The sequence below is a fragment of the uncultured Tenacibaculum sp. genome (genome assembly GCF_947502995.1).
Taxonomy (GTDB): Bacteria; Bacteroidota; Bacteroidia; order Flavobacteriales; family Flavobacteriaceae; genus Polaribacter.
Genome location: NZ_CANNBW010000027.1, coordinates 1 through 14,142 on the forward strand (window position 1 = coordinate 1; position 14,142 = coordinate 14,142).

The 14,142-nt window shown below is 29.5% G+C and carries 13 protein-coding genes; 4 read left to right on the plus strand and 9 right to left on the minus strand.

The features are described from left to right. Positions 1–135 precede the first annotated feature (135 nt). The 4 genes from Q1A46_RS18465 to tpx form a co-directional block, all read right to left on the minus strand. Positions 136–738, minus strand: a complete 603-nt coding sequence (locus tag Q1A46_RS18465; protein WP_299682532.1) for an outer membrane lipoprotein carrier protein LolA — start codon at positions 736–738, stop codon at positions 136–138. Positions 739–812: 74 nt separating this feature from the next. Then, positions 813–3,284: a DNA translocase FtsK gene (locus Q1A46_RS18470; RefSeq protein WP_299682534.1), complete on the minus strand. Its 2,472-nt coding sequence runs from the start codon at positions 3,282–3,284 to the stop codon at positions 813–815. 37 nt (positions 3,285–3,321) lie between these two features. Beyond that, complete coding sequence (locus tag Q1A46_RS18475; RefSeq protein WP_299682537.1) at positions 3,322–3,708, minus strand: diacylglycerol kinase; 387 nt, start codon at positions 3,706–3,708, stop codon at positions 3,322–3,324. After that, on the minus strand, positions 3,708–4,205 hold the full coding sequence (gene tpx / locus Q1A46_RS18480) for a thiol peroxidase (RefSeq protein ID WP_299682540.1): 498 nt from the start codon (positions 4,203–4,205) through the stop codon (positions 3,708–3,710). The genes Q1A46_RS18475 and tpx overlap by 1 nt, the downstream gene beginning before the upstream one ends. 90 nt (positions 4,206–4,295) lie before the next feature. On the opposite strand from tpx, the gene Q1A46_RS18485 reads away from it, so the two are divergent. Then, positions 4,296–5,684, plus strand: a complete 1,389-nt coding sequence (locus Q1A46_RS18485) for an MATE family efflux transporter (protein WP_299682543.1) — start codon at positions 4,296–4,298, stop codon at positions 5,682–5,684. Continuing rightward, entirely contained in the window at positions 5,671–5,895 is a 225-nt protein-coding gene (locus tag Q1A46_RS18490; RefSeq protein WP_299682546.1) for a hypothetical protein, read from the plus strand. The genes Q1A46_RS18485 and Q1A46_RS18490 overlap by 14 nt, the downstream gene beginning before the upstream one ends. Before the next feature lie 330 nt (positions 5,896–6,225). On the opposite strand, the gene Q1A46_RS18495 is transcribed toward Q1A46_RS18490, so the two are convergent. From Q1A46_RS18495 to Q1A46_RS18515, 5 genes are all read right to left on the minus strand, one after another. After that, complete coding sequence (locus tag Q1A46_RS18495) at positions 6,226–7,290, minus strand: NAD(P)/FAD-dependent oxidoreductase (RefSeq protein WP_299682549.1); 1,065 nt, start codon at positions 7,288–7,290, stop codon at positions 6,226–6,228. Between the two features lie 50 nt (positions 7,291–7,340). Continuing rightward, the gene (locus tag Q1A46_RS18500) at positions 7,341–7,649 is read right to left on the minus strand and encodes a carboxymuconolactone decarboxylase family protein (protein WP_299682552.1); all 309 of its coding nucleotides are present in this window, start codon (positions 7,647–7,649) and stop codon (positions 7,341–7,343) included. Positions 7,650–7,659: 10 nt separating this feature from the next. Further along, the gene (locus Q1A46_RS18505; protein WP_299682555.1) at positions 7,660–8,406 is read right to left on the minus strand and encodes an SDR family NAD(P)-dependent oxidoreductase; all 747 of its coding nucleotides are present in this window, start codon (positions 8,404–8,406) and stop codon (positions 7,660–7,662) included. A gap of 63 nt (positions 8,407–8,469) precedes the next feature. Beyond that, complete coding sequence (locus Q1A46_RS18510) at positions 8,470–9,027, minus strand: TetR/AcrR family transcriptional regulator (protein ID WP_197697497.1); 558 nt, start codon at positions 9,025–9,027, stop codon at positions 8,470–8,472. A 33-nt stretch (positions 9,028–9,060) separates the two neighbouring features. Next, the gene (locus tag Q1A46_RS18515; protein WP_299682560.1) at positions 9,061–10,320 is read right to left on the minus strand and encodes a hypothetical protein; all 1,260 of its coding nucleotides are present in this window, start codon (positions 10,318–10,320) and stop codon (positions 9,061–9,063) included. Positions 10,321–10,480: 160 nt separating this feature from the next. On the opposite strand from Q1A46_RS18515, the gene Q1A46_RS18520 reads away from it, so the two are divergent. Further along, entirely contained in the window at positions 10,481–11,308 is an 828-nt protein-coding gene (locus tag Q1A46_RS18520; protein WP_299682563.1) for a GLPGLI family protein, read from the plus strand. Between the two features lie 33 nt (positions 11,309–11,341). Further along, positions 11,342–14,056 (plus strand): TonB-dependent receptor, encoded by a 2,715-nt coding sequence (locus tag Q1A46_RS18525; protein ID WP_299682566.1) that lies wholly within the window; start codon positions 11,342–11,344, stop codon positions 14,054–14,056. Positions 14,057–14,142 lie beyond the last annotated feature (86 nt).

Genomic DNA, 14,142 nt, shown 5'->3' on the forward strand with positions numbered 1-14,142 from the left:
GAGTTCGCTTTTTCTTGGATTCATTGTTATTCATAAAATAAGTCTAAATTGTGTAAACTTATTTCAGGACGGGACATCATAAATAAAAAAGCCTCATAGAATACTATGAGGCTTTTTACTATTTTATTTTTAAGGTTAATCTATTAAATAACCTAATTTTTCATATTTCGCTTTGTCAAAAGAAAATAAATTCTCCGAAATAGCTTGGTTACTTTTAAATTTAGTAATTGTAAAAGTAGTTTCAGCTCCATTAGAACCTATTTGGATTAATTTATAGATGTGCTTCGTTTTAGCATCTATTCCTAATCTAACTTTTATAATATCAGAATTACTATCAATAGGAGTTAAATCTACATACTGAACTTTTCGTCCTTTATTGTTTTTTAAGTCTCCCATTTCATAATTATAACCTTCCTTATAAAAAGTTAATAATTTTGAAGGGTAAATAAATCCATCTTCTTCCTCTAAATCACCATCAGTAATAGTAACCTCTTTTTCATCAGCGTTAATTACAACTAAACGCTTTCCGTTGAAAACAAAATTATTCCCTAAATAGTTTAAATTATATTTTTCACCAGCTAAAGTAATGTTTCCACGAATAGGTGGATCGTTTGTAATTCCTGCTTCTTTATTAACTAGGGTAGAAGTAAAGCCTATATTCATATTTTTATAAGCTCCCATTTTAGTAGAAACTTCATCTAAAAGATTCTTTGCCTTTTCAGATGTGTTTTGTGCCATTACATTTAGTGAAAGACATAGTCCTAATATAAATATTCCTAATTTTTTCATATTGATCTTAAAATTATTCAAAATTAAATATTTTTTTCGTTTTCTAATAACTGTTCTAGAGCAATTAAATCTGGAACTAAAACTTGTCGAGCTTTACTACCTTCAAAAGGACCAACAATACCAGCTGCTTCTAACTGGTCTATTAATCTTCCCGCTCTATTATAACCGAGTTTCAGCTTTCTTTGCAATAATGATGCCGAACCTTGTTGTGCAGTTACAATAACTTCAGCTGCATCTTTAAACAGTTTATCTCTATCTGCAATATTATTATCAATAGTTGTGCCAGCTTCCTCACCAACATACTCTGGTAATAGATGTGCTTCAGGGTAAGCACGTTGCGATCCAATAAAATCTGTTATTTTTTCTACTTCAGGAGTATCAACAAAGGCACATTGTATACGAGTAATGTCATTTCCACCAGAATAAAGCATATCTCCACGACCAATTAATTGATCTGCTCCAGGTGCATCTAAGATAGTTCTACTATCAATTTTAGAAGTTACTCTAAAAGCAATTCTAGAAGGGAAGTTTGCTTTAATAATACCTGTAATTACGTTTACAGATGGACGCTGAGTTGCTACAATTAAATGGATTCCAATTGCTCTGGCTAACTGAGCTAAACGAGCAATAGGAGTTTCTACTTCTTTACCTGCCGTCATAATCAAATCAGCAAATTCATCAATGACTAACACAATGTAAGGTAAAAACTGGTGTCCGTTTTCTGGATTTAATTTACGAGCTCTAAACTTAGTGTTGTATTCTTTAATGTTACGAACCATTGCATTTTTCAATAAATCGTAACGATTATCCATTTCTATACAAAGAGAATTCAAAGTATTTACAACTTTAGATGTATCTGTAATAATTGCTTCTTCTGCATCTGGAAGCTTAGCTAAATAATGACGCTCTATCTTGTTAAATAAAGTAAGTTCCACCTTTTTAGGATCTACAAGAACGAATTTAACTTCCGCAGGATGTTTTCTATATAATAATGAAGTTAGTATTGCATTTAATCCAACAGATTTACCCTGACCGGTTGCTCCTGCCATAAGTAAGTGAGGCATTTTAGCTAAATCTACAACTAAAGTTTCGTTAGAAATTGTTTTACCTAATGCAAGAGGTAATTCCATTTGGCTTTCTTGAAACTTTTTAGAAGTAATTACAGAATGCATCGATACAATTGTGGCCTTTTTATTAGGAACTTCTATACCAATAGTTCCTTTTCCTGGAATCGGAGCAATAATACGGATTCCTAAAGCAGAAAGAGATAAAGCGATATCATCTTCTAGGTTTTTAATTTTTGAAATACGAACTCCAGCCTCCGGTACAATTTCATATAAAGTAATTGTAGGTCCAACTGTTGCCTTTATTTGTGCAATTCCAATTTTATAATTCTTTAATGTTTCTACAATCTGATTTTTATTAGCTTCTAATTCTTCAGGATCGATAGAAATAATTTCGTTGTATTCTTTTAATAAGTTAAAAGTAGGAAAGCGATATTGACCTAACTCTAAAGTAGGATCAAATTCACCAAAATCTTGAACTAACTGATCAGATAAATTTTCGGTTACACTTTTTTCTTCTTCTACTTTTTCTATAGCTATTTCTACTTCATTGTTTGAATCAGAAATTATAGTTTCACTTCCATCTTTAGATGTTGGAGTAGGAGTATTTATTTCTAAATTTAAGTTATCTTCTTTTTTCTTTTCAATTGTGGAATGATTTCCAATGGTAGGTTGTAAGTTGTCTACTGAAAGTTCAAAGTCAGATTTATTTTCATTTGTTTTTGTTTCTTCTGTAGGTTTTTCTGCTTCTTTTGTAGAAGAAGGATTAGTATCTTGAATAGCTTCAACAGCATTATCAACTACAGTATCATTTGCTTTTTCATGTTTTTTCATTTTTTCACTAATCATTTCAGGAGTCATTCTAAATCGAACAACTATATATGAAAGAAGAAAAAACATAAGTACTATCGCTAGACCTGTTTTACCAATAAATGTTTGTAAATATTCATTTAACTCGTAACCAACCGTTCCAGATAACAAAGCTAATTTCTTTTCTACAAAACCTAAAGCAACAGAAACCCATAACATATTAAATAATCCCCAATTCCACCTGGCAACCATACTTTTTAATCGAGTTTGTAGTAAAAAGCTAATTCCTGTTAAAAGAATTAGAAATGGAAGAATAAAAGCAGCTAATCCAAAACCGTTGTAAACTAATACATGACTTAGACTAGAACCTATTTTTCCTAATAAGTTTTTAGCTTTTAGTTGTTTATTACCGAATTCGGTTAAAATACTTTGATCATATTCCCAAGAAAAGAAAAATGAAATAAAAGCAACACATAAAAAAATGGCAAAAAGCACTAGAAAAACGCCTAAAATCGTTTGTGTTTGCCTGTTTTTAAAGAATTCGTTAGCTTGTTTAAAGAAAGAAGGTTTAGTAGGCTTCTCTACTTTTTTTGTTTTTTTTGAAACTGTTTTTTTTGCCATTAACTAGTAAAAATTTCGACCTGTAAATATAGAAATATTACAAGAATAAGCTTGTAATTTTTGGAATGTATATAATACAACCCACAATTATAGAAATTATTGCCGCAAAACCAGCAGCACCTGCAGCAACATCTTTTATAATTCCTATTTTGTTATTAAACTCAGGATGAATAAAATCGGCAACTTTTTCAACAGCTGTATTTAATGCTTCAGCAACCAATACTAAACCAGAAACGGTAAGTTGAATCATCCATTCTGTAGCTGAAATATTAAAAACAAAACCTAATACAACAGCAAAAAGCCCAATAATAAATTGGGCTTTGATACTATCTTCGGTTGTTGTTAGTATTCTCATGCCTTTAAAAGCATAACTAACACCTTTTATTCGCCGCTTTATGAATCCATCTTTAGATGATGTTTCCATTATAATGCTTTTAAAGCTTCAGAATAATTTGGCTCATCAACAATCTCAGAAACTTGTTCAGTATAGGTTACTTCTCCGTTTTCGTTAATAACAACAATACAACGAGAGTGTAAACCATTTAAAGGTCCGTTTGTAAACTCTAAACCATAATTTTTACCAAAATCACCATTTACATAATCAGAAAGCATTTCTACGTTTTCTATACCTTCGGCACCGCAAAAACGACTCTGAGCAAAAGGTAAATCTCTTGAAATACATAACACTTTTGTGTTTTCTAACTGAGAAGCTTCTTTATTAAAGTTTCTCACAGAAGTAGCACAAGTTCCTGTATCTACACTAGGAAAAATGTTTAATACTAATTTTTGACCTGCATAATCTTCTAAAGATTTTACAGATAAATCACCGCCAACTAATTTAAAGTTAGGAGCTTTAGAATTTACTTCTGGTAAGTTTCCATTAGTTTGTATTTCGTTTCCTTTAAGCGTTACTGTAGCCATTTGTTTTTTGTTTTTATTCCTATCAAAAATAACTAAAATCTATCAATTTGAAGTATCTTCGCGTACTTATTCAAAAGAAAGATTTATTTGGTGAATTTAGCAAAATATACATCTGAATTTAAATATAATTGGCAATTGGCTGCTCCTGTAATGTTAGGAATGTTAGGACACACTTTTGTGAGTTTTATCGATAACATTATGGTTGGACAATTAGGAACAGCTGAATTAGCAGCAGTTTCTTTAGGAAATAGCTTTATGTTTATTGCGATGTCTTTAGGAATTGGTTTTTCTACAGCAATTACACCACTAATTGCTGAAGCTGATGCTGCTGAAAATTTTGATAAAGCTAAAGCTACATTTAAGCATGGACTATTTTTGTGTACAACTCTTGGGATTTTAATGTTTTTAATGGTTTTTTTCTCTAAACCATTATTATACTTAATGAAACAACCTAATGAAGTTGTTGAGTTAGCGATTCCTTATTTGAATTTAGTAGCGTTTTCTTTAATTCCCCTAATTGTTTTTCAGGCATTTAAACAGTTTAGTGATGGAATGTCTATGACACGCTATCCAATGTATGCAACAATTATTGCGAATGTTGCTAACGTAATATTAAATTACTTGTTAATTTTTGGGAAATTTGGTTTTCCCGAAATGGGAATTGTTGGTGCTGCTTATGGGACTTTATTATCTCGTTTTGTTATGGTCTTGTATTTATGGTGGTTATTAACTCAAAAAGAGCGAACAAAACGATTGGTAACCAACATAAAATTCTTTGTGTTAGATAAATTAATGTTGAAAAAGATAATTAGTTTGGGGGCGCCAAGTGCAATGCAAATGTTTTTTGAAGTAGCTATTTTCACCGCTGCTATTTGGTTAAGTGGATTGTTGGGTAAAAACCCGCAAGCAGCAAATCAAATTGCTTTAAATTTATCATCTATGACATTTATGGTGGCAATGGGATTAAGTGTTGCTGCAATGATACGAGTTGGTAATCAGAAAGGATTGCAAAATTATATTGAGTTAAGAAGAATTGCTTTTTCAATTTTCTTTTTAGGTGTAATTTTAGCTGTCGGATTTGCAATTATCTTTTTCTCTTTTCATAAAATTTTACCAAATGTATATGTCGATTTAAATGATGCTCAGAATTATACAGATAATATGGAAGTAATTAAAATAGCTTCTACGTTATTAATTGCGGCTGCATTTTTTCAAATAAGTGATAGTATTCAAGTAATGGTTTTAGGAGCACTAAGAGGTTTGCAAGATGTTGCTATACCTACACTAATTACTTTCATTGCATATTGGTTAATTGGTTTTCCTGTAAGTTATTTTTTAGGAAAAGAGGAGATGTATGGGAGTTTTGGAATTTGGCTTGGACTATTAGCTGGATTAACTTCTGCTTCAATATTATTATTTTTACGCTTTAATTATCTAACTCAAAAATTGATACAAACAAAACATAATGAACTTACCTAAATTTTTATTAGCAGATAATAGTGATTTCGAAGAAGATATTTTTGTTTTACACACAGAATATCCAAGATTCTTAATCAATTTAAAAGATGATTCTGTAGAATGGTTTGAAGATATTTGTGATGAAAATGAGCAAGAATTAGCAAACGAGCTTGAAGGCTTAATTGAGCAAGCAGGGGCATTTTACGATCAAGAAATGAAACAATACGAATAGAAAAAAGATTAGGCCAAAAGTCTAACCTTTTTTTATTCATTTTTGATTTCAGGTAGTTTTATTAACCAACAATTATAATCTTACATGTTAATTTAGGATGATTTCTATTGTATTTTAACTTGATTAAATATTGACTAGAGTTAATATAATTTACAAAGCCTTATATCTAAATCTAAGTTAATAATTGTGAAGCTAATAATAAATAAAGAAGAAAGTATACTAAGTACTTCAGAATTATCTGCAGGTATTTATTTTATTACTCTTGACTAAACACAAACACATAAGTTAATAGTGAAGTAGTAATTTATTTATTACAAAAGAAAGACTGGTTTAAATTTTTAAATCAGTTTTTGTTATTTGTTGAACTATTTCAATTGCTCTTCTTATTGCTCCTTCCATATATCCACCATAAACTTTTGAAGTTTCTGTACCAGAAACATAAAACTTACCATCCATAAAAGCATTTTGATATACTTCATGTCCATTATTTTGATGCGGAAAAATAAATTGATTATCATGAATACAAGTAAGCTTTTCTTTTTTCCATATTTTCTCATCGTAAACTAAATAATTGTTTACTTGTTCACCAAAAAACTTTTTTAATTGTAGAATAACTTTAGCTTCTCGTTGTTCTTTAGTTAGCTCAGCTAACGCACCATTTAAAAATCCCATTAGCGCAAAACCATTTTCTTGTACAGTACAATGATCGTATAATTCGGTAAAAGGACCAACATTGCTAAAACCAACACCAGAAAGTCCGTTTTTTCTCCAGAAAGGAGTATCAAATACAACAGCAAATTTTATTGAATCTTTCATCCAAGTATGTGTTTGATTTGCTATAGTAATTACCTCTTTAGGTAATTCAGGAGAAAAAGTAATAGATTGCATTAATAATCTTGGAGGAACAGTAGAAATTACATAATCAACTTCATCTGTTTTATTTTTTGATGTAACTGTTAATTGGTTTTCAAACTGATTTATGTGTGTAACTTTTTCATTAAGATGAATATTTTTTCTTCCAATTTTAAAAGCTAATTTTTCAATAATAGTATGCGTACCATCTACAATTCTATAACTTATTTCTTGATTGGGAGGTAGGTTAAATCTTTGTGTAGGATGAGCACTCATGGCTTCAAATAAAGCATCACCATCCATTTTCTGTTTAAAAAGTTGAATGCCTAATTCCTTACATAATTGAATTAATGCTGTGTTATATTTCCATAACCAAGTTGCGCCTAATTCAATATTGGCATTGTTTGTTTTCTTCGTGTAAATTCTTCCACCTAATCTTGTATTAGCTTCTAAAATTTTTACTGAAAACCCCTCTTTTTGTAATAAATAGGCAGTTGTTAAGCCAGATAATCCAGCACCAAGAATAACGATGTTTTTTTCCATGAACCTATAAAAAAAGGTTAAGCTAATAAATTTAGCTTAACCTTAAAAAATTAATCTATTGTATGTGTACCGTGAGTAACAGCCGCACCTGCTCTTAATGCAGCAGCGACAAAAGTTACTTCAGCAATTTCCTCTTGAGTTGCACCAGCTTTTTTAGCTTTTTCTCTGTGGATTTCTAAGCAATAGACACACTGTGTTGTCAATGCTACACCTAAAGCTATTAATTCTTTATACTTTGCTGGAATTGCTCCATCTTCCATGGCTACTTTATCAAACTGTTGAAAAGCTTCCATTGATTTTGGAGATTTTTTTCCTAAACTTCCTAGTTTTGAAAAAAGTTCTTTTATCGTTAAATGCATTTTTTTAATATTAGTTTCTACCTGCAATTACACCACCATCAACATCCCAAACAGCACCAGTAACCCAAGAAGATTTATCTGATAATAAAAATGTAATACTGTTAGCAACATCATCTGCTAATCCATTTCTTCCAATCGGGTGAAAAGCATTAAATCCTTCTAAAGCTTCATCTGCTGCATCTTTACTACCAAAAACTCCATGATAAACAGGTGTTTGTACAACGGCAGGAGAAACCGCATTTACTCTAATTTTATGATCAGCTAATTCCATAGCTAAGTGTTGAGTTAAAGAATGTAAACCAGCTTTTTGCATTGAATAAGCAGAAGAAGGTGTAGCTTTTACTGCTTGTTTAGCCCACATTGAACCAACATTAACAATAGATCCACCATTAGTTTCTTTCATTTTTTTAGCTGCTGCTTGTGTAATGAAAAAGAATCCTCTGTTTAAGTCTAAATAAGAATCATAATCTGCTACAGTATGGTCTAAGAAAGGTTTAGGTCCAAAAATACCTGAAGCGTTTACTAAGTAATCCACATTGTCTAATCCACCAATAGTATCGATTAAATTAGATACTTCATCTTTGTTTGTAATGTCGATTTTATGTTTTACTAAGTTTTCTTGATTACCTACTTTATCAATACTTCTACCTACGATATGAACAGTTGCACCTTCGTTTAAAAGTTGTTGTGTAGTTGCATAACCAATTCCACTTGTACCACCTACTACGATAGCTACTTTCTTGTTAAAATTTCCCATTTTATTTAATTTTAAATATTTATTAATGAACAGACAGGTCTGTCTTTTTTATTGTAAAATTTTTTAAACTATTTTTTGACATATATTTTTAGCCTGCATGATAGGCCAGTTTTCTTGATGTAAATGACTTTCTGCAACAGCACTTTCGTATAATAAATAAATTTGTTTAGCTAAACTTTCTGACTCCTTTTCAGATACAATAGTTAAGTTTTTGGTAATTAATTCAGAAATGAAAGCTATTAATTGTTTTTTTTGACTTTGAATTTCATTTCTAATTCTCTCGTTATCTTTTGGAATTTCAGAAACCGTTTTAATACACCAGCAACCATTAAAGTCTTTTTCTTTAAAGAATAAACTTAAAAAATCAAACACTGCAAGAACTTGATCTTCACCAGAAGATTTAGAACTACAAAATGCTTTGATATCATGAGTAAATTTATTGTGTTTGTGTTGCAAGTAAGCCAAACAAATATCTTCTTTTGATTTAAAATGATTGTATAAAGTTGCCTTTGCAATTCCAGATTCAGAAATAATCTCATTTATTCCTGTAGAATTGTAGCCATTTCTGTAAAATAAATCAGAAGCTGTTGCAATAATATGTTGTCTTACATCTCGTTTCACATGACAAAGATATAAAAAAATAGACAAGTCTGTCTATTTTTCTAAAAAAAACGGAATTTTCCATTCTTTATGTTCTCCTTTTTTTACAGAAATGTAATGCTGTCCCATAGCTAATTCTTCAGTATTTATGTAGGTTACAATACCAAATTGATCAGTTCTATGATGCATTTGTCTGATGTAATTAGGAACTAAGATTTTTTTGTCATCTATTTTTAAAGTAACATAAGTTTTGTAGCAATTTTGTAAAATTTCACTTTTTTTATCATTATCTAAATCTTCATCATTATAACTACAAAGTTTTCTACGTAATCTATTTTCATAAGTAAATAGAGGAATAAAGATTTTGAATAATTTAGTATCTATTTTTTCAGACTCAATTTCTGGTCCAATTAAATATGTATTTTCTGAATTAGTATCACTATAAAAAACAGGGCGAATTAAATTGTTATTATAATATTTTTTAGGGTTAATTAAATATAAAATATTGGTTTCTGAAATTTGATATATTGCTGTAAATGCGCCACTAAATATGAAAACTAACATTAAAAGCGCTAGTCTTTTTTTCTTTTTAAAGTTAGAACCAAAAATCATACTTACTTGCAAAATCGATTTATATAACGGTCCGAAAGTAACCATAGAAACAAACTTATTTACTTTGAAAGTAAAAATTTGAAGTTCACTTTTTTCCTTGTTGTTTTTTAAATTGGCGTAGATGGAAAGAAACATTTGTAATACAAATAGTATTCCTAATATAAAAAGAGGTATTAGTAAATAAATAGAAGGAATAGTATCTGAAAATGCATTATAGGTTAAGATATAAATGCTCGCTAAGAAAGAAAAATAAGAATATATAAGTAAGAATGTAAATGCCACAGAAAAAATAACACTACACAACTCATCTACTTTTTCGATAGAATCTTTTAGTTTAGGAAGAATTTTTAACATTTTTTCCGTGTATATTTTAGAGTATGCACTATCCTTTATACTGTAATCAGGAAAAACAGAATTTAATCCAACCAGTCCAATCCAATAGGCTCTTAAAGAGAAATGAATAACAAACATAGAAGCTAAAATGCTAATGGCAAACAAACCAAAGAATACAACCATATAAGCAGAAAAATATAAATCGGGACTTATAATATCTATAAACTTGTTCGTTAGCCAACCGATAATACCAAAAAGCTTAAATGTACCAAATATTGCTACAGCAGAGACTAAAAGTTCGGCTTCCCAACTTTCATCCTTTAATCTTTGTAACCATTGTTTTGAAAAGTTTTCGGTTGATTTTTCCATTTCTAGAAGTAGTTTTTACTAATATAAAGTATTTAAATTGATCATCAATAGATTATACAATTCTCTCAGATTTAACATAAAGATTGTTAAATCTTTAATAAAATAAATTTATTTCGTTCACTCTTTTTGTATATTTGTTAAACAAAACTAATCAAACATCATGAAATCAGTACTTTTTAAATTATTGGCTATAATCTTAGTTTTAGGTTTTACCAAACCTGAATATGAAACTTTTCAAGGAAAAGCTATTTACTTTTCTAAAGCAAAGTTGGAATTAGGAAGATGGGGAGCTAAAATGAGCGAAATGCAAAAAAAACAGATAAAAGCTAGATTAAAAAATAGATTAGAAAAAGAATATGTACTAACATTTAATAGAAAAGAATCTTTCTTTAAAGAAGAAGAAAAGATTGATGCAATATCTGGTGCAACAGATTCTTGGGGGAAAAATTTCTCACCAGGTGATCAGTATAAAAATATTCAATCTAATGAGTTAATTCAGAGTCAAGAATTTTATGGTAAACGTTTTTTAGTAAAAGATCAATTGCAAAAAATTCAATGGAAAATAGGAAGCGAATCAAAAAAAATAGGAAATTATTTATGCATGAAAGCTACAGCTTCTATTCCTACAAAAGAATTAACCTGGTATAATTTTTCTTGGAGTGATTTAAGAAAAACTGAACAGAAAAAAGATTCTTTAGGAAACACAGTTGAACCAAAAATAGAAATGACTGAAGTAGAAGCTTGGTACACACCACAAATTCCTGTAAGTCATGGTCCAGCAGAATATTGGGGTTTACCAGGGTTAATTTTAGAAGTAAGTGCAGGAAATCAAATCATGTTATGTTCTAAAGTAATTATGAATCCTAAAGATAAGATAGAAATAGAAGCTCCTGAAAAAGGAAAAGAGATTACTAAAATGGCATATCAAGAAACCATAAAAGGTAAAATGATTGAAATGAGAAACAATAGAGGTAGAAGGAGAAGATAAAAAACTAATAATAAATACCTTAATTGTATTCTTATGAAGAAAATAATATTTCTTTTTTTCTTTTCGATAATCAGTAATTCATTTTCCCAAGTTACTATTTCTGGAGTAGTTAAAGATACTTTGAATACTCCGTTAGACTTAGCAAATATTATTGCTATAAACCAAACAACTAAAGTCTTAGAATCTTACGGAATTACTGATTCAAAAGGAAAGTTCGAGCTTAAGTTATCGAAAAATAAATCCTATAAAATTCAAATCAGTTATATAGGTATGAAAACCTATGAAGAAGTTATTCAGGTAAAAGAAGTAAATCTTAAAAAAGATTTCATTTTAAAACCTGATAATTCTTTAGATGAAGTTGAAATTACTTACGAAATGCCCGTAACTATAAAAGGTGATACATTAATTTATAATGCAGATTCTTTTAAAAATGGTACAGAACGAAAACTTGAAGATGTTTTAGAAAAACTTCCTGGAGTTGAAATTAATGAAGACGGACAAATAGAAGTAGAAGGGAAGGTGGTAAATAAACTCATGGTGAATGGTAAAGATTTCTTTGATGGCGATACGAAATTAGCCACAAAGAATATTCCTTCTAAAGCTGTAGATAAAATTCAGGTATTGAGAAATTATGCAGAAGTTGGTCAGTTAAGAAGTGTAAGAAATAATCAAGATAATGTTGCTTTAAATATCAAACTTAAAAAAGGAAAAGAGAATTTTTGGTTTGGAAGCGTAACAGCAGGAGGAGGAAAATCTCCAGACGAAGGTTTGTATTTATTACAACCAAAATTATTTTATTACAGTCCAAAATACAGCATCAATTTCATTGGAGATATTAATAATATTGGAGAAGTAGCTTTAAACAGAAGGGATATTCGAGGTTTTGGAGGTGGATTTAGAGCTCCAAGTAGGAGTAGTGGAACGAGTATAAATTTAGGAAATAATAGTTTAAATTTTCTAACCAACCAGAGTAACGCACTTAAAATAGAAAACAAACTGGCGACTATGAATTTTAATTATTCGCCAAAATCTACTTTAGATTTAAGTGGTTTTTTAATTTATAACAATAGTAAAATATTATCTAGAGAAACAAGTTTTGTTCAGTATACAAATCAAGAATTAGGTATACCAGATGAAGCAACTGATCAATCTACGACAGAACGTTCAGATCAAGGATTATTAAAGTTAAGTGCATCTTACAAGCCTAATGTAAATAATCAGGTAGATTATGATGTAATAGCTCGAGTTTCAAAAGATCAACAAGATCAAAATTCGTTTTCTTCAGTAATCGGAACAACAACACAATTTGATGAAGTTTCTCCTTACAGTATTAATCAAAATTTGAATTACTATTATACTTTAGATGACACTAATATTTTTGCCTTAGAAGCACAACATTTAATTAAAAATGAAGATCCTTTTTATAATGCTGTATTAGCGAATACAAATAGTACTACAGATCCTTTTGATACAACAGCTGGAGCTTTAGGGTTAGATACAACTCAAGATAATTATAATATCAATCAAAATAGAAGGATAAAATCGAATCAATTAGATGCTAAGCTAGATTACTACAATTTAATTAACTCGAAAAGTAATATCAATTTAACTTTCGGAACTATTTTAAGTTCTCAAGATTTTGATTCTAATGTATTTCAGTTTTTAAATGATGGATCAGAATTTAATCCTACTCCAACAATAAATGATGGTAAGTTAGGAAATAACATTACATATAATTTTAGTGATGTTTATTTAGGAGTTCACTATAGAGTAAAAAAGGGAATTTTCACAATCACACCTGGTTTTTCGTTACATGCTTATGGAAATAGCAATACACAATTTGGAGTAAATTATGATGAAGGTTTTTTTAGAATTCTACCAGATTTTGAAACACGAGTACAATTCAAGAAAAGTGAAGCACTTACTTTTCGTTATGAAATGAGAAATCAATTTACAGATGTTACTCGATTAGCAGAAGGGTTAGTGTTGAATAACTTTAATAATATTCAATTTGGAGAGCCAGAATTACAGAATGCTTTATCACATAATTTGAGTTTATTTTACAGTAGTTTTAATTTATTCAACTACACAAATATATTTGCAAGAGCATCATATTCTAAAAATATAGATCAAATTAGGAGTTTAACAAACTTTGAAAATGTGATACGAACGAGTACATTTTTCAATTCCAATTTTGCAGATGAAAATGCTAATGTTTTTGGAAGAATTCAAAAGACATTCGGTAAAATTAGAGCTAGTTTTGGAACAGGTTTAAATTACAGTAAGATCAATCAATTTATCCAAGGAATTCAATCGTTAAACGAGCGTTATATTCAAACATACACTCCAGGGATTAGAACGAATTATTTAAAAGCTCCAAACATTAATTTAAGATATCGTTACAGTGTGTCTACCAATATTCAAGGTAGTAGAAAAACAACTTTTACAACAAATAGACCATCTATTGAATTTGATGCTTACATATGGAAATCAGTAACTTTTAGAACAGATTATTCCTATACAAATCAGAGTTCTAATGATGGGAATTCTCAATCTTTTCAAAATTGGAATGCAACATTTTCATACAGAAAAAATAATGATGCAAAATGGGAATATGAGATAAAAGCCACGAACTTGTTAAATATCGATTCTCAGATTCGAAATAACGCAAATAACTTCTCTGTATTTAGTTCAGAGACTTTTATACAGCCACGTTTTGTGACATTTAGGTTTGTATATAATTTATAAAAAGATAGTACTATACTTGATCATTAAGATTTTAAAAAAATCGAAGTTTAACGTTATGTGATGAGAATTAATTTGCATTTTGAGTG

Excerpts from the sequence above, each read along its gene's own strand:
- Q1A46_RS18505 (WP_299682555.1), bottom strand. The coding sequence starts at position 8,406 with ATGGGAAATTTTAACAAGAAAGTAGCTATCGTAGTAGGTGGTACAAGT.
- Q1A46_RS18470 (WP_299682534.1), bottom strand. The coding sequence starts at position 3,284 with ATGGCAAAAAAAACAGTTTCAAAAAAAACAAAAAAAGTAGAGAAGCCT.
- Q1A46_RS18465 (WP_299682532.1), bottom strand. The coding sequence starts at position 738 with ATGGCACAAAACACATCTGAAAAGGCAAAGAATCTTTTAGATGAAGTT.
- Q1A46_RS18495 (WP_299682549.1), bottom strand. The coding sequence starts at position 7,290 with ATGGAAAAAAACATCGTTATTCTTGGTGCTGGATTATCTGGCTTAACA.
- Q1A46_RS18520 (WP_299682563.1), top strand. The coding sequence starts at position 10,481 with ATGAAATCAGTACTTTTTAAATTATTGGCTATAATCTTAGTTTTAGGT.
- tpx (WP_299682540.1), bottom strand. The coding sequence starts at position 4,205 with ATGGCTACAGTAACGCTTAAAGGAAACGAAATACAAACTAATGGAAAC.
- Q1A46_RS18525 (WP_299682566.1), top strand. The coding sequence starts at position 11,342 with ATGAAGAAAATAATATTTCTTTTTTTCTTTTCGATAATCAGTAATTCA.
- Q1A46_RS18475 (WP_299682537.1), bottom strand. The coding sequence starts at position 3,708 with ATGGAAACATCATCTAAAGATGGATTCATAAAGCGGCGAATAAAAGGT.
- Q1A46_RS18515 (WP_299682560.1), bottom strand. The coding sequence starts at position 10,320 with ATGGAAAAATCAACCGAAAACTTTTCAAAACAATGGTTACAAAGATTA.
- Q1A46_RS18490 (WP_299682546.1), top strand. The coding sequence starts at position 5,671 with ATGAACTTACCTAAATTTTTATTAGCAGATAATAGTGATTTCGAAGAA.
- Q1A46_RS18500 (WP_299682552.1), bottom strand. The coding sequence starts at position 7,649 with ATGCATTTAACGATAAAAGAACTTTTTTCAAAACTAGGAAGTTTAGGA.